Here is a 20,676-nt window from a genome sequence, read left to right on the forward strand (position 1 = left end):
CCGCACCGCAGACACCCGCTGCGCCGGATGGCCACCACGCCGAGTCGGTCGCCGTGGCGGCCGAGCGCCGCTGGGCCATGGTGGTCGGGCTGATCATCGCAGTCATCGTCCTGCTCATGATCTTCGCCAGCGTCCACTGGGCGTCCATGCCGCCGTCACGGGTGGAGACGGTCAACGTCAAGACGCTGCACCTTGAAGGCGAATTCGTCGAAGGCAATCTGGGCACGGCGGTGGACCCCGACGGCAAGGTCACGGTGCGGCTGGTTGCCCAGCAGTATTCATTCGAGCCGCAGTGCATCGTGGTGCCGCAGGGCATGCCGGTGACGTTCCGCGGTACCAGCGCCGACGCGGTGCACGGGTTCATCGTCGGCACGACTAACGCCAACACCATGCTGATTCCCGGTTTCGTGGCGACGTTCACCACCACCTTCAACCAGACGGGCGAGCACCTGATGCCCTGCCACGAATACTGCGGCATTGGCCACGAGGCCATGTGGGCGAAGGTGCAGGTCCTCCCGCGCGAGGACTTCATGGCCCGTGCGCGCAACACGGAAAGGATGACCTGTGTTCCTCGCTAGAAAGCTCGTTCTCGCCCATTTCTGGGTGGCATTCATCGCCTTTCTGGGCGCCATCCTGCTCGGCGAATGGCAGATGTTCATCCGCAGCCCGCTGGCGCAGTGGGTCAACAATCCCGAGCATTACTACCGCTCCGTCACCGCGCACGGCACGGTCATGGCGTACGTGATGCCCACGCTGGTAGCGATGGGGTTCGGCTACGCGGTCAGCGAACTCTCGCTCAAGCGGGCGCTGCTGGGCGTGCGCTGGGCGTGGATCGGCTACTGGCTGGTCATCGCCGGCACGGTGCTCGCGGCGGCGACCATGGGGCTCGGCAAGGCGTCGGTCCTCTATACCTTCTACCCGCCGATGATCGGCAGCCCGTTCTACTACCTGGGCGTGGTGCTGGTGGTGGTCGGCTCGTGGATATGGGTGGCGCTGATGTCGGTCAACCTGGCCGCCTGGAAGCGCGATAATCCGGGCGCGATCGTGCCGCTGGCCATGTACGGCATCGTGGCGGGCGCCTACCTGTGGGCATGGACCTCGCTGGGCGCGGCCATCGAAGTGCTGGTGCTGATCCTGCCGGCATCGCTGGGGCTGACCGACACCATCAATGCCGGACTGGCACGGGTCTTTTTCTCCTGGACACTCCATGCCATCGTTTATTTCTGGCTGATTCCCGCCTATGTCGCCTTCTACAGCATCGTGCCGCGCGCCATCGGCGGACGACTCTACAGCGACACCATGGGCCGCGTGGCGTTCGCGCTCTTCCTGGTCTTCTCGATGCCGATCGGCATACACCACCTGTTCGCCGACCCGCAAGTCGGCTCTGGCTTCAAGTTCGTCCATGCGGCGATGACGGCAATGGTGTCGGTCCCGACGCTGCTGACTGTCTTCACCATCGTCGCCTCGGTCGAGATCGCTGCCCGGTTGCGCGGCGGCCGCGGCGCGTTCGGCTGGCTGGCCGCGCTGCCGTGGCACAACCCGATGATGCTGGCTGTGACGTTCTCGTTCATCATGCTGGGCCTCGGTGGCGCGGGAGGCATCATCAACATGAGCTACCAACTCAATGAAACGATCCACAACACCCAATGGGTCACCGGCCACTTCCACCTGATCTTTGGCGGCGCCATCGTCATCATGTACATGGCGCTGGCCTACGACCTCTGGCCGCAACTGACCGGCCGCGGACCGCTGCCGGCGGGGCTGATGCGCCTGCAATTGTGGCTATGGTTCCTGGGCATGCTGGTGCTGTCGCTGCCGTGGCACTGGGTGGGGCTGCTCGGCATGCCACGCCGCATGGCGTACTACGACTACAGCCACCCCGCGCTGCAGCCGCAAGCATGGACGGTCATCGCCTCGACGCTCGGCGGGCTGGTGATGGTGGTCTCGGCGCTGCTCTTCGTCATCCTCCTCGCCACCGGCCACCGCCGCCCGGCCGGCACGCCCGCGCCCTACACCTTCAGCGAGACGCTGCACCCGGAGGCGCGTCCTCCGGCGGCGCTCAACAGCCTGGGGCTGTGGGTGGCGATGATGATCGCGCTCACGCTGGTCAACTACGGTTATCCGATCGTCCAGCTGGCAGTGCTTGACAACGCGTCGGTGCCGGTGGTGCCGATTGGTGGACGCTGACGCGCTGCCCACAGGCCAAACAGGAGACCCGGTCAATGTCCGCGCATCCCAACCCCATCGGCAGCAAGAGCGTATTGGCGCTGATCGTGCTGACGGTGGTGCTGGCGCTGGTCGGCTTCATCTGGCTGCCCTCCGTGCAAAGCGATTTCTCCGCACGCGGCGTGTGGGACGCCATCTGCCGCGCCGCCGGCGCCCCTGCCAGCTGGAATAGCCAGGGCATCTCGCGCAACGGCCACATCGCCACCAATGTCGTGCTTGACCGGAGCATGGCCCACGCCGCTCCCACCGACGTCATCGGCCGCGGCGCCACGCTGGCCCTGAACAATTGCACGATGTGCCACGGCGCGCGCGGCATGAGCGCATCCAATGCGCCAAACCTTGCCGGCCAGTACCCGGAAGTCGTCATCAAGCAGTTGCAGGATTACAGGTCCGGCAAGCGCGGCAGCGCGATCATGGAATCGCTGGCCCGCAACCTGTCCGAACGCGACATCACCGACCTCGCCGCCTACTACGCCTCGCTCCCCAAGGCCCGTACCGCACCGACCACCTATGACGAATCCCTGCCCCCACTCGTCCGCGTGGGCGACCCGCTGCGCAACATCGCCCCCTGCATCTCATGCCACGGCGGCGTCGACCAGAAGTTCGGCGCACCCTGGCTGGAAGGCATGCCGCATGACTACCTCACCACTGAACTGCGCGCCTTTCGGAACGGGCAGCGGCGCAACGACGCCGAAGGCCAGATGCGCAACATGGCCAGGGCAATGACGGACAAGGAGATTGAAGAGGTGGCGGGTTTTTACGCACGAAAGGCAGCGGCCGAAGGGCATTAGTCGATAGTCCGAACGGCCATGATGAAGTGCACCCTGGCGCCCACTGCGTCAGCGACTGCAAGTGGGCCACTTTCTTTAAGCACGGGAAAGGGGTATGGGCATGCAACGCCATGTATGCCGCGGCCCATTTCGACCTCACTCGGTTCCGAGCGCTCAAGCGCATCAACGCCCTAATTCAGGACGCCCAACGCGAACCGTTTGACGGGCTTTCGTTGGCGCGCCGTACTTTGAGCGCAATATCCATGCGCTGGCCAATGGCGGGCGACTGATACAGGTGGGTACGTTCGGGGGAAGCGCCGATGCCAGAGTGCCATTGGAGCGGATTCTCTATGGGCATCTGAAAGTAATCGGCACGGTCATGAAGTCGCGCACTGCGGACGAGAAGCGGGCAATGGTTAAGCGCTTCAGCGATCGCTGGCTGGTTCGCTTCGAAGAAGGCACTATCCGGCCAGTCGTCGATAGTATCTTCCCCCTCGCCAAGGCTGGCGACGCGCATCGCCGGATGGAGTCCAATCAGAGCGTGGGGAAAATCATCCTGGAAATTGGCCGCGCGGCTCAGTGGACGCTTAACCGCATCATCATTCGGTGGCTCTTGTGGCCACTGATTTTCATGATCTGGCTTTTGGACTAGGTCGTCTTCTCGAAGAGCCGGCTAACCGCCTCGTGCCGCAGGTCGTGGCACTGCAGATCCGGACATCCGCCTGTTCGAAGATGTCGCAAGAACGAACAGCACCCGATCGGCTTCTGGTAATTCCAGCGTCAGAGGCCGCTGCTTGCGCCCACGCACGCCCCTCTCAATCACCGCCAGGATTCGTTCGTCCAGAGGCTCTTTTGGGCTCCGACACGGGGTGGTGAAACAATCATAAAAAAAGGACCTAGATCGCTCTAAGCCCTTGATTTCATCGATCGAACGTTGGTGGGTGCTGAGGGGTTCGAACCCCCGACCTACGCCTTGTAAGGGCGCCGCTCTACCAACTGAGCTAAGCACCCGCTCGACCCTCGCAGGCTGTCTGCCTGCAACTTGCTGAACGCTCCGCACCTCGCGGCAGATGCCGTGGTTTGCGTTGCGAGGGCGCAAGTTTAATACAGGTGATTTCGGTTTGCCAAGGCCGTGCAGACAAAAAAACGCCGCCGGGCATCGCTGCCCTGCGGCGTTTCCTTCATGCGGCTGAAGCGAGGTCAGTGATGCAGGCGCTCAACCTTGGCGGTAGCCTTGTCGGCCACCTCCGCGGGCTTGGCGTCTTCTTCCGGCAACGCTTCGGGCTTGCGCTCGAGCGCCAGTTCCAGCACCTTGTCGATCCAGCGCACGGGCACGATTTCGATGGCGTTCTTGACGTTGTCAGGGATCTCGGCCAGGTCCTTGACGTTGTCTTCGGGAATCAGCACCAGCTTGATGCCGCCCCGGTGAGCCGCCAGCAGCTTCTCCTTCAGGCCGCCGATGGGCAGCACCTCGCCGCGCAGCGTGATCTCGCCGGTCATGGCGACATCCGCGCGCACCGGGATGCCGGTCAGCACCGACACCAGCGCGGTGGTCATCGCACCGCCCGCTGACGGGCCGTCCTTGGGCGTGGCGCCTTCAGGCACGTGGATGTGGATGTCGCGCTTCTCGAACATCTCATCCGTGATGCCCAGGCGGCGTGCCCGCGAACGCACCACCGAACGCGCGGCTTCCACCGACTCCTTCATCACATCGCCCAGCGAACCGGTGCGCGTGATGTTGCCCTTGCCCGGCATGATCGCGGCCTCGATGGTCAGCAGGTCGCCGCCCACCTCGGTCCACGCCAGGCCGGTCACCTGGCCCACCTGGTTTTCCTTGCCGGCCAGGCCGAAGTCGTACTTGCGCACGCCGAGGAATTTGTCCAGGTTCTCGGAATCGACCTTGATCGTGCCCGACTCCTTCTTCAGCAGCAGCAGCTTGACCACCTTGCGGGCGATCTTGGACACCTCGCGTTCCAGCGAACGCACACCCGCCTCACGCGTGTAGTAGCGGATGATGTCGCGAAGCGCGCCTTCGGCCACCTCGATCTCGCCAGCCTTCAGACCATTGTTCTTGATCTGCTTGGGCAGCAGGTAGCGCTGGGCGATATTGACCTTCTCGTCCTCGGTGTAACCCGACAGGCGGATCACTTCCATGCGGTCGAGCAGCGGCGGCGGGATGTTCAGCGAGTTCGACGTCGCCACGAACATCACGTCGGACAGGTCGAAGTCCACTTCGATGTAGTGGTCCTGGAACGTGTGGTTCTGTTCCGGGTCCAGCACCTCGAGCAGCGCCGACGACGGATCACCGCGGAAGTCCGCGCCCATCTTGTCGATCTCGTCGAGCAGGAAGAGCGGATTGCGCACGCCGACCTTGGACAGGCTCTGCAGGATCTTGCCCGGCATCGAGCCGATGTAGGTACGGCGATGGCCGCGGATCTCGGCCTCGTCGCGCACGCCACCCAGCGCCATGCGCACGAACTTGCGGTTCGTTGCGCGCGCCACCGACTGGCCGAGCGAGGTCTTGCCCACGCCAGGGGGGCCAACCAGGCACAGGATCGGCGCCTTCAGCTTGTCCACGCGCTGCTGCACTGCGAGGTATTCCAGGATACGTTCCTTGACCTTCTCAAGACCGTAGTGGTCCTCTTCCAGCACGCGCTCGGCGTTGGCCAGGTCATTGTTGACCTTGCTCTTCTTGCGCCACGGCAGGTTCACCAGCGTGTCGATGTAGTTGCGCACGACGGTGGCTTCGGCCGACATCGGCGACATCAGCTTGAGCTTCTTGAATTCGGCGTCGGCCTTCTTCTTGGCTTCCTTCGGCATGCGCGCAGCCTTGATGCGCTTGTCGAGTTCTTCCAGGTCGGCGCCTTCTTCGCCTTCGCCCAGTTCCTTCTGGATGGCCTTGACCTGCTCGTTCAGGTAGTACTCGCGCTGGCTCTTCTCCATCTGGCGCTTGACGCGGCCACGGATGCGCTTTTCGACCTGCAGGATGTCGATCTCGCCCTCGAGCTGCGACAGCAGGCTTTCCAGGCGCTCGGTCACATTGACCATCTCCAGGATCTTCTGCTTCTGCTCGAGCTTGATCGGCAGGTGCGCGGCGATGGTATCCGCCAGGCGCCCAGCCTCGTCGATGCCCGACAGCGAGGTCAGGATCTCCGGCGGGATCTTCTTGTTGAGCTTCACGTACTGGTCGAACTGCGACACGATCGCGCGGCGCAGGGCCTCGGTCTCGGCGCTTTCGCCAGGCGCGGGCGGCACGGGCACGGCTTCGCACATGAAGTGCGAATCGTCTTCGCTGACCTCGCGGATGTTTGCGCGCTGGGTGCCCTCGACCAGCACCTTCACGGTACCGTCGGGCAGCTTCAGCATTTGCAGGATATTGGCGATGCAGCCGACCTCGTACAGGTCGTCGGCGGTCGGCTCGTCCTTGGCCGCCGTCTTCTGGGCTACGAGCATGATGCTCTTGCCCGCCTCCATCGCAGTCTCAAGCGCCTTGATGGACTTTGGGCGACCCACGAACAGCGGGATCACCATGTGCGGAAACACCACCACGTCGCGCAACGGCAACAGTGGCAGGCGAATCGGCTCGGCCGGGAGGAGTTGTGTTCCGGACATCATTTTCCCCAAGTCAGTCATTTAAGGCGTAAATTGGGCCGCCTGAATCGATTACAAGATACGTGCCAACCGATTCATCAAGGCAGGCAGATGCCGCTCCCTGCACTTGGTGGCCCCTCTGAAACAGCATACCCGCGTTTCCTCCCTCTCGTCGGTAGAAATAAACAAAAAAAGCCGCTCGCTTCTACGCGAACGGCCTTTCCGCCTTGCTGCCGGTGTGGTGCCAACCACTTGCCACGCTGGCAGCCGTCGCGTCAGTTAGACCCTGCCACCTTGGGCTGCTGCTCCTCGTACATCAGCAGCGGGGGTGCATCGCCGTTGATCGTGTTTTCATCGATCACCACCTTCTGCACGCCCTTGTAATTGGGCAAGTCGTACATGACGTCCATCAGCGATTGCTCCAGGATTGAACGCAGCCCGCGCGCGCCGGTCTTGCGGCGGATCGCCTTGCGCGCGATGGCGCTCAGCGCACCGGGCCGGATTTCCAGCTCGACGCCTTCCATCGCCAGCAGCTTCTGGTATTGCTTGACCAGCGCATTCTTGGGCTCTACCAGGATCTGCATCAGCGCGGCCTCGTCCAGCTTGGCCAGCGTCGCCACCACCGGCAGGCGGCCGATCAGTTCGGGGATCAGGCCGAACTTGATCAGGTCTTCCGGCTCGGTCTGCGGCAGTACTTCGCTGACGTCGCGCTCTTCCTTGCTCTTGACCTGCGCGGCAAAGCCGATGCCGGTCTTGTCCGAGCGTTGCATGATGACCTTCTCGAGGCCATCGAAGGCGCCGCCGCAGATGAACAGGATATTGGTCGTGTCCACCTGCAGGAAGTCCTGGTTGGGGTGCTTGCGCCCGCCTTGCGGCGGCACCGATGCCATGGTGCCTTCGATCAGCTTGAGCAGGGCCTGCTGCACGCCTTCGCCGGACACGTCGCGGGTGATCGACGGGTTGTCCGATTTGCGCGAGATCTTGTCGATCTCGTCGATGTAGACAATGCCGCGCTGCGCCTTCTCGACTTCGTAATTGCAGTTCTGCAGCAGCTTCTGGATGATGTTCTCGACATCCTCGCCCACGTAGCCGGCTTCGGTCAGCGTGGTCGCGTCGGCGATCACGAACGGCACGTTGAGCAGGCGCGCCAGCGTCTGCGCGAGCAGCGTCTTGCCCGAGCCGGTCGGCCCGATCAGCAGGATGTTGCTCTTGGAGAGCTCGACATCGTCCTTCTTGCCGAGGTGCTTGAGGCGCTTGTAGTGGTTGTAGACCGCCACGGCCAGGATCTTCTTGGCCTGTTCCTGGCCAATCACATACTGGTCCAGGCTTTCGCGGATCTCGTGGGGCGTGGGCAGATCCGAGCGCGCGGCCGCGGCGGCGTCTTTCTCGGATGCCGTGGCCTCATCGCGGATGATCTCGTTGCACAGGTCGATGCATTCGTCGCAAATGAACACCGACGGGCCGGCAATCAGCTTCTTGACCTCATGCTGGCTCTTGCCGCAGAAGGAGCAGTACAGAAGCTTTTCGCTGGATGAACCTTTTTTGTCCGCCATAGGAATCAGTCACTTTTGCAGGGCGCACACCGCGGGGCGACAGGCTCCTCGGCGATACGCTTCAAACGCATCATACGCCAAAACAATTGGCATCACCGGCGCTTCCCCCCGGTTGTGGGGCCACGGACCTGTTGGACAGGTTCCGATGCAAAAAACGAGGCACGGGGCCTCGTTCCGGTGTAGCCTTCGCCATTTAGCCCGGCCAGCATGGCCGGCCGCCGTTGCACGATAGGCCACGGCGGCGCGCAGCATCAGCCGCGGCGGGCAAGTACCTTGTCGATCAGGCCGTAGTCGACCGCCTGGTCGCCGCTCATGAAGTTGTCGCGATCGGTGTCGCGGGCAATCTTCTCGACCGGCTGGCCCGTCACTTCCGACAGGATGGTGTTGAGCCGCTCGCGCAGGTACAGGATCTCACGCGCCTGGATCTCGATGTCCGAGGCCTGGCCGCGCGCGCCGCCCAGCGGCTGGTGGATCATGATGCGCGAGTTGGGCAGCGCCGAACGCTTGCCCTTGGCGCCGGCCGCCAGCAGGAAGGCGCCCATGCTGGCCGCCATGCCCATGCACAGCGTGGACACGTCCGGCTTGATGAACTGCATGGTGTCGTAGATGGCCAGCCCCGCCGACACCGAACCGCCCGGCGAGTTGATGTACAGGGACACGTCCTTGTCGGGGTTCTCGCTTTCCAGGAACAGCAGCTGTGCCACCACCAGGTTGGCGGTCTGGTCGTTGACCTCGCCCACCATGAACACCACGCGCTCCTTCAGCAGGCGCGAGTAGATGTCATAGGCGCGCTCGCCCCGGCCGGACTGCTCGACGACCATCGGCACCAGCCCCAGGCCCTGGGTGTCCAGTGCCGAAGCCTGCGTGGTGGCGAGACGGTCAAGCAAATCATTGCGGGTCATGCATGTTCTCCATGGATTCGTCGGATCGCAAGGCAATCCGGGTAACTCGGGAAGTCCGGGCCCCGCACCGTGGCGCGGGGCTGCCGGTCACTTCCGGCCTCAGGCTTGCTGCGGGTTGCCTTCGGCGGTGAGTTCCTCGAAGGACACCTTCTTGTCGGTGACCTTGGCCTTGTCGCACACGAAATTTACCACGTTGTTTTCGAGCACGTAGGCTTCCATTTCGGCCAGGCGCTGCTGGTCGCCGTAGTACCAGCGCATGACTTCCTTCGGGTCCTCGTAGCTCTTGGCGAAGTCCTCGATCTCGGCCTTGATCTGGTCGGCCTTGGCTTCCAGGCCGTTAGCCTTGACGATCTCGGCCAGGATCAGGCCCAGCTTGACGCGGCGCTCGGCCTGCTGCGCGAACATCTCGGCCGGGATCGGCATGTCCTTGGCATTGGGCATGCCACGCTGCTCCAGGTCGCGGCGGGCCATTTCCACCAGGCGCTCCTGGTCCTGTTCGATCAGGGCCTTGGGCACGTCCAGCTCGCTCGCCTTCAGCAGCGCTTCCATGACCTGGTCCTTCAGCATCGAATGCGTGCGGCGCTTGACTTCACGCTCCAGGTTCTCGCGGATGTCGGCGCGCATCTTGTCGACGCTGCCGTCGGCGATACCCAGCGACTTGGCGAAGGCTTCATTGACTTCCGGCAGGTGGGCCCACTCGATCTTCTTCAGGGTCACGGTGAACTCGGCGGTCTTGCCGGCCACTTCCTTGCCGTGGTAATCGGCCGGGAAAGCCAGCGGGAAGGTCTTGCTTTCGCCGACCTTCAGGCCCAGCGCGGCCTGCTCGAACTCGGGCAGCATGCGGCCTTCGCCCAGCACGAACGGGAAGTCCTCGGCCTTGCCGCCGGGGAACTCTTCACCGTCGATCTTGCCGACGAAGTCCAGCGTGACGCGGTCGCCGTTCTGAGCGGTGACGTCGGCACCGCCGTCGCCATGCTCGCCGGCTTCGCCGCGGGCGTGGTAGTGCACGCGCTGCTTGCGCAGGATGTCGATGGTCTTGTCGACTTCGGCGTCGGTGATCTCGGTGCTGGTGCGGGTGACTTCGGCAGCCGACAGGTCGCCAATGGTCACTTCCGGGTACACCTCGAAGGTGGCGTCGAACGCCACTTCATCCTCGCCCACGCCTTCGTTCTTGATCTCGAACTTGGGCTGGCCGGCAACCTTGACGTCCTGTTCCTTGGTGAGGTCGAAGAACTTGCGCGCGGCCTTGTCGAAGCGGACCTCGAACTCGACCTGCTGGCCGTACTGCTTCTCGACCATCTTCATCGGCACCTTGCCCGGACGGAAGCCCGACATCTTCACGGTCTTCGACAGGCGAACCAGGCGCTCCTGCTTTTCCTTTTCCACTTCGGCCTTGGGGATGGCCAGGGTCACCTTGCGGTCCAGCTTGCCGAGGTTCTCAATCACGTTCGACATGGTCGTAGATCCAATCCAGAAATGTAGTTGTGTTCGTAGGTGCTGCCGTCTTGTACGCGTACCGTCCGCTTTACTGCCACGTCGCCGTCACCACAGGACGGCCGGGCAGCGCACCGGCGAACGGAAAGCTCCGCGCAAACGGAAAACGAGGATTATCGCACGGTTTTGATTCGCTTCCGGCAGATTTTGCCCGGAACGCGCCGCAACCCTGCAGCCTGGTGCGCCGCGCTACGCTGCCTGCCCATGGCGCAGCGCGCGCAGCAGCAGGCGTGCCGGATCCACCGCATCGACCAGGTCCGACTCCAGCGGCAGTGGCTCGCCTTCGATCTGGCTGGCCAGCAGTTCCGCGCCCAGCGCTGCCCAGGTGAGACCGCGCGAGGCATAGGCAAGGGCCGCGTAGAGCCCTGGCAGGCGCGGCAAGTCGCGGAGGTGGGCGCCGCGCAGCGACGCCGCCTGCGCCGCGGCGGCGGCCTCGTCGGGCACCGGCCCGATCAGCGGCAGCCGGTTGTGCGTCACGGTGCGCACGCCGACATAGCCCGACACGGCCGCCGGATCGATGGCAGCCACCGCGTCGGCCTGGTCCGGCAGCAGTCCGGCCAGCCGTGCCAGGTTGGCGGCGTGCACCGCAGGCTGTTCGACCAGCGGGCCGGTGTCGTCGTCATAGCTGGACCCGACGCGGCCGCTGCCGTCGTCGGCGCGCGGCAGCAGGTAGCCGGCGCCGGTCACCACGCAATCGGGCCAGCCACCCAGGGCATCGAGCTGCGCCGGCGCCAGCGTGGTCAGCTGCCCGCGCACGCGCCGCAGGATCCAGTGCCGCTGTGGCAGCAGTTGCTGGGCCTCGTGTGCATTGGCCAGCACCAGCACCGGCGCCGACGCCAGCACGGCGCCGTCCTGCCCGAGCGCCTGCCATTGCCCGTCGACACGCGCGATCGCGCCAACCCGGCAGCCGAAGCGCGCCGTGACCGCAGCGCCGGCGCGCGCCAGCTGCGCCGCGCAGATGTCCGGCGGCGCCACCCACCCCCCTTGCGGAAACCACAGGCCGCCGCGCGGCACGCCGGCGTGGTGCGTCGCGGCCGCCTCCGCCGCGCTCATCCAGCGCACGAAATCTTGCGGCAAGCCCATTTCCGCCAGCGCCGCGCGCTGGGCCTCGCCGTCGGCCTCGTCCTCGCCGAGCTGCAGCACGCCGCAGCCGTGCCAGCCAACCGGATGGCCGGCCTCGGCCAGCGCCGCCCAGGCGCGCAGCGCGTACTGGTTGCCGGCGCGCGACAGCCGCGACAGCAGGCTGTCGTCGGCCGACACGTGCGCATGCATGGCCGCGGCGCGATGCGCCGAAGTCTGCCGCGCCGGTCCCTCGTGGCCGTCGAACAGGGTTACGCGCCAGCCGCGCGCGGCCAGCCGCTCGGTCATGGCGCAGCCTGCCAGGCCGGCGCCAACCACAATGGCATGGCGCTCGGGCCATTGCGCCGGCAGCGGCGGCGCATGGCGACGCAATTTCCATTGCGGGCGAAAGCGCGCGACCGTCATGTCGCGCTTGCCGCCAAAGCCGGGCACTTTGCTGACTTCGAAGCCGACTTCCTTCAGCCCGCGCCGCACGAAGCCCGCGGCGGTATACGTCGCCAGCGTGGCACCCGGGCGCGCCAGCCGCGCCAGGCCGCGCAACACCGGCGCCGACCACATTTCGGCATTGCGCGCCGGGGAGAAGCCGTCCAGGTAGAAGGCATCGGCACCGGCGGCCAGCCGCGGCAGCATGGCTTCGGCATCGCCCAACGCCAGCGTCAGCACCACGCGCCCCTGGTCGAACGCCAGTCGGTGCAAACCCGGCAGCGCCAACGGCCATTGCGCCTGCAGCGCCTGCGCCAGCGGCTGTAGCGCATCCAGGCCGCCATGCAGTTGCGCCAGACCTTCACGCGTAAACGGATGCTTTTCGATCGAGACGAAATGCAGCGTGCCGCAGCGCTGCGGATCGTCGCGCCACGCCTGCCAGGTCGCCAGGAAATTCAGCCCCTGGCCAAAGCCGGTTTCGACAATGACGAACTGCCGCTGCCCGGCCCACGCGCCCGGCAAGCCATTGCCGCCGAGGAAGACATGGGCGGCCTGCGCCAGGCCGCCTTCGGTGCTGTGGTAGACATCTTCGTAGCGGGGCGAATACGGCGTGCCCTGGGCAGACAGGATGGGCTCGGCGGGCTCGAGTGCGCGCGGCATGGGACAGGAAACCTGGAAGCTGAATGCCCCGGACGGAGCGCCGGGGCGTGGGAGGGGCGACTCGCGGCGGATGGTAGCATAGCGACCTTCCCGCAGACCGCCGGACGGCAACCGTCTGCCCCCGATCTTGCGCCGCCAGGGCGCCCCGCTCCACATGCTCAGCTATCGTCACGCCTTCCATGCCGGCAATCACGCCGACGTCCTCAAGCACGCCGTCGTGGTGCAACTGCTCGAGCACCTGACGCAGAAGGACAAGGCGTTCTGGTATATCGACACCCATGCGGGCGCCGGCCTCTATGCGCTGGACCACGCCTACGCGCAGAAGAAGGCAGAGTTCGAGACCGGCATCGCGCCGCTGTGGCGCGCCGCCGCCAGCGGCACCGCGCTGCCGGCGATGCTGGACGAATACCTGGACCAGGTGCGCGCGCTCAACCCGGACGGCAGCCTGCGCCACTACCCCGGCTCGCCCTGGCTGGCCTGGCAGATGCTGCGCGAGCACGACCGCTTGCGGCTGTTCGAGTTGCACAGCACCGAGATCCAGGTGTTGCGCGACAACTTCCGCGGCGCCGGGCGGCGCGTCATGCTGTACGACGGAGACGGCTTCGGTGGCATCAAGGCCATCCTACCCCCGCCGCCGCGGCGCGCGCTGGTGCTGGTCGATCCCTCCTACGAAGACAAGCAGGACTACGCACGCACCGTGCAGACCGTGCGCGACGGCCTCGAGCGTTTCGCCACCGGCGTCTACGCGGTCTGGTACCCGCAGGTGCAGCGGCGTGAAGCGGTGCAGCTGCCGGAGCAATTGAAGGGCCTGCCGCTCAAGAGCTGGCTGCACGTGACCCTGACGGTCAAGCGCCCGGTCGAGGGCGGGCTGGGCCTGCACGGCAGCGGCATGTTCATCGTCAACCCGCCGTGGCGGCTGCAGGAATCGCTGCAGCAGGCCATGCCCGTGCTGGCCGACCTGCTCGGCCAGGACGATGGCGCCGGGTTCACGCTCGAAGCCGAGGAGCACTGAGCCGGCGCACCAGCCAGTCCAGCGCCATGGCCGCGGCCACGCCGAAGCTGTCGGCAAGCAGGTCGAACCAGTCGGCCTCGCGGTAGCCGGTCTGCCCTTGCAGCAGTTCGATCAGGCCGCCATACGCGATCAGCCCCAGCCACAGCGGCCAGCCGCGCCGGGCGTAGGCACGCCCGCCCAGCACGCCCAGCACCGCAAAACCCAGCATATGGTTGGCCTTGTCCCAGCCGGTGGTGGGCAGCGGCTGCGTCGGCGGCATCAGTGAAAACACCAGCACGGTCGCGGCGCAAGCCCAGAACAGCAGGCGACAGCGCAGCGGGGTAAGGATCGGAACGGCAATCATGGGCGGGTGACGAACGTCTGCAAAGCCGACAATATAGCCGCACGGGCCAGCCGCGCGCGGCCCGGCACCCCGGGGCTGGATTCCCCCCGCGCCTTGCGCTACAATCCGCAGCCTCGTTGCACTGCGGGCGCAAGCCGTGCCGACACCACGTCCGGGCAGCCGGTGTCGCCCGCAACAAAGCGGGCAAAGGCGGGCAATTCCAGCCGCCTTTTTGCTTTCATGTCCTGCAACGAGCATCGCGGCCGCCCGTCCGGGCAGCGCCGCAAGGACCGCGAGGGTGGCGAAATTGGTAGACGCACCAGGTTTAGGTCCTGACGCCAGCAATGGTGTAGGGGTTCGAGTCCCCTCCCTCGCACCACCCGCCTGTCAAGTGGCGGGCTGACAACCTTCCCCCTTCTGAGTTCGATCGGCCATGCGGCATTCGGCTGCGTGTCGCAGCGATGACGCGCGCGTTCGCGGCGCTTGCAGCAGGTGGTAGAACACCTGATCGAAGCCGCCTTTCGCGGACCCTTGCGGCGATCTATGCTGAAGATGTTGGAGTTGCGCTGCGCGCGGCGCGCGTGGCTTCCAGCGTCATCACCTCAGCCCTGATCGGAGGGCATATGAAATTCCCTGCCTTGCTGTTGGCAGCGTCGATGGCCGCTGGCTGGACATCGCTCGCACAGGCCGCCGGATGCCAGTACGACATGCAGTGCAAAGGTGAGCGGATCTGCCACCAGGGGCAATGCGTCTATCCCGAAGTGGAAGAGTCGGCCGAGGCCGGCGGGCCGCCGAAGGCCGGCGCCGCCGCTGCCGCGACCGCCTCCGCGGCAGAAGTCACGCCAGTCCCGCATACCTCGGTAGTTCCGAGCGCGCCTGCTACCCTGACCGGCACCACCGTCAAGCGCAGCCCCGCCCCGCCACCGCCGCGCGGATGCTGCACCGTGGCCGGCAAGCTGCGGCTGTCGCCGGCCTCGGCTTCGGACACCAGCCTGGCCAGCGGCGATGCCTGCCAGGGGCTGACGGCCTCCGGCAAACCTGTTCCCGGCACGATCTGCAACTAGGCGCAGGCCTGTTGCCGTGGCGCAGGACCATGGCGCCGGTCGTTATACGGCCACGGCGCCCGGTCCCTCTTCCGGCCGCCTGACGCGGAACCACGCCGCGTACAGCGCTGGCAGGAACAGCAGCGTCAGCACGGTGGCGATGATCAGCCCGCCCATGATTGCCACTGCCATCGGCCCCCAGAACATCGAGCGCGACAGCGGGATCATCGCCAGCACGGCCGCGGCGGCGGTCAGGATGATCGGGCGGAAGCGGCGCACCGCGGCTTCGACGATGGCAGTCCATGGCGGCACGCCAGCGCGGACGTCTTGCTCGATCTGGTCGACCAGGATCACCGAGTTGCGGATGATCATGCCCAGCAGCGCGGTGATGCCCAGCTGCGCCACGAACCCCATCGGCGCGCGCAGCAGCAACAGCGTGGCCGCGGCGCCGATCAGCCCGAGCGGGCCGGTCAAGAACACCATGGCCGCGCGCGAGAAGCTGTGCAGCTGCAACATCAGCAGCGTGAAGATGATGAAAATGCACAGCGGCAGCTGCGCCGCGATGGAAGCCCCGGCCTTGCCGCTTTCTTCTTCCGCGCCCGCCACGGTGATGCGGTAGCCCGGCGGCAACTGCGCGCGCAGCGTGTCCAGCTTCGGATTGATCTGTGCGGTGACGGTCGGACCCTGGATGCCGTCGACTACGTCGGCCTGCACGGTCACGCCGAAGTCGCGGTTCTCGCGCCAGACCACGCCGGGCTCGGAGCGCAGCGCCACGCGCGCCACCTGCGTCAGCGGCACCACGCGTCCGGTGTTGGTCGGCACCAGCAGGTTGTTCAGGTCCGAGATCGCGTCGCGCTCGTTGCGCGGGGTGCGCATCAGGATGTCGATCAGCTTGTCGCCGTCACGGTACTGCCCCACCGGCACGCCGCTCAGCACGGTCTGCGTGACCCGAGCGATGGCCTGGGTGGTCACGCCCAACGCGCGCGCCTTGTCCTGGTCGATTTCCAGGCGCAGCATCTTGACGTTCTCGTTCCAGTTATCGTTGACGCCGACGGTGTTGGGATTGGCGCGCATCTCGGCCTTGACCTGGTCGGCCAGCCGGCGCACGCCGGCGGCGTCCGGCCCGATCACGCGGAACTGCACCGGATAGGCCACCGGCGGCCCGTTGGGCAGCAGCTTGACGCGTCCGCGCAGGTAGGGGAACTCGGCATCGAGCAGCTGGATGATGCGGCGCCGCAGCGCGTCGCGCACTTCGGTGCTGGCCGGCATCACGATCACCTGCGCCACGTTGCTCTGCGGGAAAATCTGGTCCAGCGGCAGGTAGAAGCGCGGCGCGCCGGTGCCGACGAAGGTGGTCAGGCTGGCGACCTGCTGGTCCTTGCCGATCCGTTGCTCGAAGCGCTTCGCTTCGGTTTCCATCTGCGCAAAGCTGGTGCCCTCGGGCATCCACAGCTCAACCATCAGCTCCGGGCGGCTCGAATCCGGGAAGAACTGCTTTTCGACGAACTTGAAGGCGTAGAGGCCCAGCCCGAACGCCACCAGCGTGATCACGATCACCAGCTTGCGCCAGGTCACGCACCAGTCCACCAGCCGGCGGAAGCGCGCATAGAACGGCGTGTCGAAGACCTCGTGGGCCTCGCCCGCGTCCGCGCCGCGGGTCTTGAGCAGAAGGTAGCCCAGGTAGGGCGTGAAATAGACCGCGGCCAGCCATGACAGCACCAGCGCCAGCGCCGTCACCGCAAAGATGGCGAAGGTGTACTCGCCCACCGTCGAGCGCGCCAGTCCCACCGGCAGGAAACCGGCGGCGGTGATCAGCGTGCCGGTCAGCATCGGCATCGCCGTCGAGGTATAGGCAAAGGTGGCGGCCTCCATCTTGGAGAAGCCCTCTTCCAGCTTGCGCACCATCATCTCGACCGCGATGATGGCGTCATCGACCAGCAGCCCCAGCGCCACGATCAGCGCACCCAGCGAGATCTTGTGCAGGCCGATGCCGAAGATGTTCATGAACAGGAACGTCACCGCCAGCACCAGCGGAATCGTCAGCGCCACCACCAGGCCCGGCCGCACATCGAGCCGCAACGGCCGCGTATGCAGGCCGAGCGAGACAAAGCTCACCGCCAGCACGATCACCACCGCCTCGATCAGCACCCGCACGAACTCGCCGACCGAGCGCTGCACCGCCTCGGGCTGGTCCTGCACCTGGGCCATCTCGATGCCCACCGGCAGCTGGCCGCGCAGCCGCCCGAAGACGGCGCGCAGGTTCTTGCCCAGCTCGATGATGTCGCCGCCCTTCTGCATCGAAATGCCCAGCCCGATCACGTCCTTGCCGTTGAAGCGCATGCGCGCCTGGGTCGGGTCGACATAGCCGCGGTAGACGTGGGCGATGTCGCCCAGGCGGATATTGGCGATGCCGTTGGGCCCGCGCAGCACCAGGTTCTCCAGGTCTTCGACGCTGGCGAACTGGCCCGACAGGCGCACCTGCAGGTTGTCGGTGGGGGTCACCAGCACGCCGCTGCCGCTCAGGTTGTTTTGCTGCGAGATCTGGTCGGCGATGGCGTTGAGGTCCAGCCCCAGCTGCGCAAAGCGCGCTTGGTTGAACTCGATGTAGACCTTCTCGTCCTGCAGGCCGATCAGCGACACCTTGGCCACCGACGGCACGCGCAGCAGTTCCTGGCGCACCAGGTCAGCGTACTCGCGCAGTTCCTTGTAGTTGAAGCCGTCGGCCGAGAGCGCGTAGATGGTGCCGTAGACGTCGCCGAACTCGTCGTTGAAGAACGGCCCGCGCACGCCGGCCGGCAAGGTCTGCTGGATGTCACCGATCTTCTTGCGCACGGTGTACCAGACCTGCGCGGTTTCCCTGGCGGGTGAGGTGTCCTTGAGCTGGAAGATCACCGTGGTCTCGCCCGGCTTGGAGAAACTGCGGATCTTGTCCGCATAGGGCACTTCCTGCAGCTGGCGCTCGATCTTGTCGGTAACCTGGACCGCGATCTGCTCGGCGGTGGCGCCCGGCCAGAAGGCCTGCACCACCATCACGCGGAAGGTGAACGGCGGATCCTCGTCCTGGCCCAGCTGGAAGAACGCCAGCAGGCCGCCGAGCAGCAGCACCACCAGCAGGTAGCGGGTCAGCGGCTGGTGTTCGAGCGCCCAGCGCGACAGGTTGAAGCGGGAATGGTCCATCCGCTCAACCCTGCTTCGGGGTGGCGGCCGCTGTCGAGGCCGGCGTAACCGTCTGCAGCGGGCGCACCTTCTGCCCGGGGCGCAGCAGGTGCACGCCCGCGGTGACGATGGTCTGGCCCGGCGCCAGGCCCTGCCGCACCTCGATCTCGTTGCCGATGGCATCCCCCAGTGTCACCGCCACCGGCTTCACCGTGCCGGACGCGTTGTCGTAGACCCAGACCTGGTCGCGCCCCTGCTCCTGCAGCAACGCTGTCAGCGGTACCCGGATCGCCGTGGCGGCACCGGTGCGCACGAAGGTCACCACCGCGGTCATGCCCAGCTTCAGATCGGGGGGCGGGTTGGGCACGCTCACGCGGGTGGCATAGGTGCGCGTGACCGGATCGGCCGCGGCGGCGATCTCGCGCACGCGGCCGGGCAGCGCGCGCTGCGGCTCGGCCCAGGTATGGACGGTCACGTCGGTCAGTCCGCGCAGGAGGCCGACCTGGTCCTCGGGCAGGCCGATGGCCACTTCCTTCTCGGCGGTCTGCGCCACCCGCACCACCGGCTGGCCCGGCGTGACCACCTGCCCCACCTCGGCGTCGATGGCGGTGACCACGCCGTCGGCGTCGGCATGGAGCACGGCATAGGCGGTCTGGTTGGACTGGCTGCGCAGCCCGGCCTGCGCCTGGCGCAGCCGCGCTTCGGCGGCATCGAAAGTGGCTTGTCGGCGGTGCCGCTCGGCAGCGCTGATAAAGCCCTTGGCGAACAGGTCGTTGTAGCGCTTCAGGTCGGCCGCGGCGAGGTCGCGGTCGGTCCGGGCGGCTTCGAACTGGGCGCGCGAACCGGCTTCAGCCAGCGACAGGTCGGTCGGATCCAGCCGCGCCAGCGGCTGGCCCTTGCTGACCACGGCGCCGACATCCACCAGCCGCGCGGCGATCTTGCCGCCGACGCGGAACCCCAGCCGTGACTCCACGCGCGGACGCACATCGCCGGAAAACTCGAAGGCGGTCTTGCCGCTGTGCTGGCTGAGCTGCATCATGCGCACCGGGCGGATCTCCGGCGCGGGCTCGGGCCGCTTGCCGCAGCCGCCCAGGACCAGCGCACCGGCCAGCGACAGCGCCGCCGCGGCCATGCCACGCGCGGCGCGCCTGGCCAGCCGGTGCGGCGTCATGAGGACGGGGGTATCTGCAGCCGCAACTTCCGGCACTTGGCAAAGCACTGGCATCGGTAGGCAACGAGTCGGATGGGCACAACTGGAAAGCTGGCCGGTCGCAGCGGCCGTTCGCGCCGCGCCACGTGGGCGGGCTGTCGGTGGGCTGCACGGACGCGCCGGAAGCCGGCGACGAGCAATAAATAACTTGCCGGTCAGTAATATAACGACCGCCTCGGGGTGCGTCAAACGGCAGGCGACGAAACGGCTGGAAGGAAGCCTCAGTTGCCATCTTGAGCGGCGAACTGCGCCAGCACGCACCAGGGCAGCCCGCCTGCCGATGCTACAATCCGGCGCGCCGCTGCGGCTGCGTCGCGGTTTTTGCGCATCGGCCCGCCCCGCCCCGCATCCTCCAATCTTCGACCAGAGACCGGCGTGACGCCCGATCAGTATTGCCAAGAGAAAGTCGCCCAGAGCGGCTCGAGCTTCTACTACAGCTTCCTGTTCCTGCCGGCCGAGCGCCGCCGCGCCATCACCGCGCTGTACGCCTGGTGCCGCGAAGTCGACGACGTGGTCGACGACACCCATGACGCCGCCCTGGCGCACCAGCAGCTCGACTGGTGGCGCGCCGAGCTGCGCCGCCTGTTCGACGGCGCGCCCACCCATCCCACCACCCAGGCCTTGCAGCCGCACGTCGCCAGCGCCGGCCTGAGCCAGGCCGAAATGGCCGAGGTGCTGGAAGGCATGGAGATGGACCTGACCCAGACCCGCTACCTGGACGAGGCCGGCCTGGCGCGCTACTGCCACTGCGTCGCCGGGGTGGTCGGCACGCTCAGTGCGCGCCTGTTCGGCTACACCGATCCGCAGACGCTGGTCTTTGCCGAAAAGCTGGGCCAGTCGCTGCAGCTGGTCAATATCCTGCGCGATGTCGGCGAGGACGCACGGCGCGGGCGCATCTACCTGCCGGTCAATACGCTGCAGCAATTCCAGGTCCCGGCATCCGAGATCCTCAAGGGCGAGCATTCGGAGCGCTTTGTCGCCCTGATGCAATACCACGCCGGCCGGGCGCGCGCGCTGTACCATGAGGCGCTGGCGCTGCTGCCCCGGCAGGACCGCCGCGCCCAGCGCGCCGGCCTGCTGATGGGCGCGATCTATCATGCGCTGCTCGATGAACTGGAAGCCAGCCAGTTCCAGGTGCTGAACCAGCGCATCGCGCTGACGCCGCTGCGCAAGCTGTGGATCGCCTGGAAGACCTGGGTGCGCAACAGCTAGCGCGCAGACCACGCCTGCCGTC

The 20,676-nt window shown here is 66.4% G+C and carries 14 protein-coding genes, 2 tRNA genes and 1 pseudogene; 8 read left to right on the top strand and 9 right to left on the bottom strand.

Annotated features, from left to right (window positions below; genetic code table 11):
• The first annotated feature begins 77 nt into the window (after nt 1–77).
• The 4 genes and pseudogenes from E5S69_RS10805 to E5S69_RS10820 all read left to right on the top strand — a co-directional run.
• The gene (locus E5S69_RS10805; protein WP_171514818.1) at nt 78–578 is read left to right on the top strand and encodes a cytochrome C oxidase subunit II; all 501 of its coding nucleotides are present in this window, start codon (nt 78–80) and stop codon (nt 576–578) included.
• Complete coding sequence (locus E5S69_RS10810) at nt 565–2,187, top strand: cbb3-type cytochrome c oxidase subunit I (RefSeq protein WP_171514650.1); 1,623 nt, start codon at nt 565–567, stop codon at nt 2,185–2,187. Before E5S69_RS10805 ends, E5S69_RS10810 begins: the two co-directional genes overlap by 14 nt.
• A gap of 74 nt (nt 2,188–2,261) precedes the next feature.
• Nucleotides 2,262–3,017, top strand: a complete 756-nt coding sequence (locus tag E5S69_RS10815; protein ID WP_336510574.1) for a c-type cytochrome — start codon at nt 2,262–2,264, stop codon at nt 3,015–3,017.
• A 208-nt stretch (nt 3,018–3,225) separates the two neighbouring features.
• Nucleotides 3,226–3,555 (top strand): annotated as a pseudogene (locus tag E5S69_RS10820) (zinc-binding dehydrogenase); the annotation flags it as partial.
• 376 nt (nt 3,556–3,931) lie between these two features.
• Here the strand turns inward: E5S69_RS10820 and E5S69_RS10825 are convergent.
• From E5S69_RS10825 to mnmC, 6 genes are all read right to left on the bottom strand, one after another.
• Nucleotides 3,932–4,007, bottom strand: a tRNA-Val gene (locus E5S69_RS10825).
• Between the two features lie 189 nt (nt 4,008–4,196).
• Nucleotides 4,197–6,608, bottom strand: coding sequence for an endopeptidase La (gene lon / locus E5S69_RS10830; RefSeq protein WP_171514652.1), 2,412 nt, complete (start codon nt 6,606–6,608; stop codon nt 4,197–4,199).
• Nucleotides 6,609–6,862: 254 nt separating this feature from the next.
• A complete protein-coding gene (gene clpX / locus E5S69_RS10835; protein ID WP_012352668.1) occupies nt 6,863–8,140 on the bottom strand; it encodes an ATP-dependent Clp protease ATP-binding subunit ClpX in 1,278 nt (425 codons plus the stop codon).
• A gap of 251 nt (nt 8,141–8,391) precedes the next feature.
• Nucleotides 8,392–9,042 carry an ATP-dependent Clp endopeptidase proteolytic subunit ClpP gene (gene clpP, locus E5S69_RS10840; RefSeq protein ID WP_116356354.1) on the bottom strand — a complete coding sequence of 217 codons (651 nt, stop codon included), beginning with the start codon at nt 9,040–9,042 and terminating at the stop codon, nt 8,392–8,394.
• A gap of 99 nt (nt 9,043–9,141) precedes the next feature.
• A complete protein-coding gene (tig, locus tag E5S69_RS10845; protein WP_171514653.1) occupies nt 9,142–10,497 on the bottom strand; it encodes a trigger factor in 1,356 nt (451 codons plus the stop codon).
• Between the two features lie 228 nt (nt 10,498–10,725).
• Entirely contained in the window at nt 10,726–12,699 is a 1,974-nt protein-coding gene (gene mnmC, locus E5S69_RS10850) for a bifunctional tRNA (5-methylaminomethyl-2-thiouridine)(34)-methyltransferase MnmD/FAD-dependent 5-carboxymethylaminomethyl-2-thiouridine(34) oxidoreductase MnmC (protein ID WP_171514654.1), read from the bottom strand.
• A gap of 154 nt (nt 12,700–12,853) precedes the next feature.
• Here mnmC and E5S69_RS10855 point away from each other — a divergent pair, with 154 nt between their 5' ends.
• Nucleotides 12,854–13,711: a 23S rRNA (adenine(2030)-N(6))-methyltransferase RlmJ gene (locus E5S69_RS10855; RefSeq protein WP_171514655.1), complete on the top strand. Its 858-nt coding sequence runs from the start codon at nt 12,854–12,856 to the stop codon at nt 13,709–13,711.
• On the opposite strand, the gene E5S69_RS10860 is transcribed toward E5S69_RS10855, so the two are convergent.
• Nucleotides 13,686–14,054, bottom strand: a complete 369-nt coding sequence (locus E5S69_RS10860; RefSeq protein WP_171514656.1) for a VanZ family protein — start codon at nt 14,052–14,054, stop codon at nt 13,686–13,688. The two genes, E5S69_RS10855 and E5S69_RS10860, sit on opposite strands and share 26 nt — an antisense overlap.
• Nucleotides 14,055–14,325: 271 nt before the next feature.
• Here E5S69_RS10860 and E5S69_RS10865 point away from each other — a divergent pair.
• Both E5S69_RS10865 and E5S69_RS10870 read left to right on the top strand, forming a co-directional pair.
• Nucleotides 14,326–14,412, top strand: a tRNA-Leu gene (locus tag E5S69_RS10865).
• A gap of 244 nt (nt 14,413–14,656) precedes the next feature.
• Nucleotides 14,657–15,097, top strand: a complete 441-nt coding sequence (locus E5S69_RS10870; RefSeq protein WP_171514657.1) for a hypothetical protein — start codon at nt 14,657–14,659, stop codon at nt 15,095–15,097.
• Between the two features lie 42 nt (nt 15,098–15,139).
• Here E5S69_RS10870 and E5S69_RS10875 read toward each other — a convergent pair whose 3' ends face one another.
• Together E5S69_RS10875 and E5S69_RS10880 are read right to left on the bottom strand one after the other, a co-directional pair.
• Nucleotides 15,140–18,253: an efflux RND transporter permease subunit gene (locus E5S69_RS10875; RefSeq protein WP_171514658.1), complete on the bottom strand. Its 3,114-nt coding sequence runs from the start codon at nt 18,251–18,253 to the stop codon at nt 15,140–15,142.
• 4 nt (nt 18,254–18,257) lie between these two features.
• Nucleotides 18,258–19,457 carry an efflux RND transporter periplasmic adaptor subunit gene (locus E5S69_RS10880; RefSeq protein ID WP_171514659.1) on the bottom strand — a complete coding sequence of 400 codons (1,200 nt, stop codon included), beginning with the start codon at nt 19,455–19,457 and terminating at the stop codon, nt 18,258–18,260.
• A gap of 360 nt (nt 19,458–19,817) precedes the next feature.
• Here E5S69_RS10880 and hpnD point away from each other — a divergent pair, with 360 nt between their 5' ends.
• Nucleotides 19,818–20,654, top strand: coding sequence for a presqualene diphosphate synthase HpnD (gene hpnD, locus E5S69_RS10885; protein WP_171514660.1), 837 nt, complete (start codon nt 19,818–19,820; stop codon nt 20,652–20,654).
• Nucleotides 20,655–20,676 lie beyond the last annotated feature (22 nt).

It is taken from the genome of Cupriavidus necator (genome assembly GCF_013141915.1).
Classification (GTDB): domain Bacteria; phylum Pseudomonadota; class Gammaproteobacteria; order Burkholderiales; family Burkholderiaceae; genus Cupriavidus; species Cupriavidus necator_B.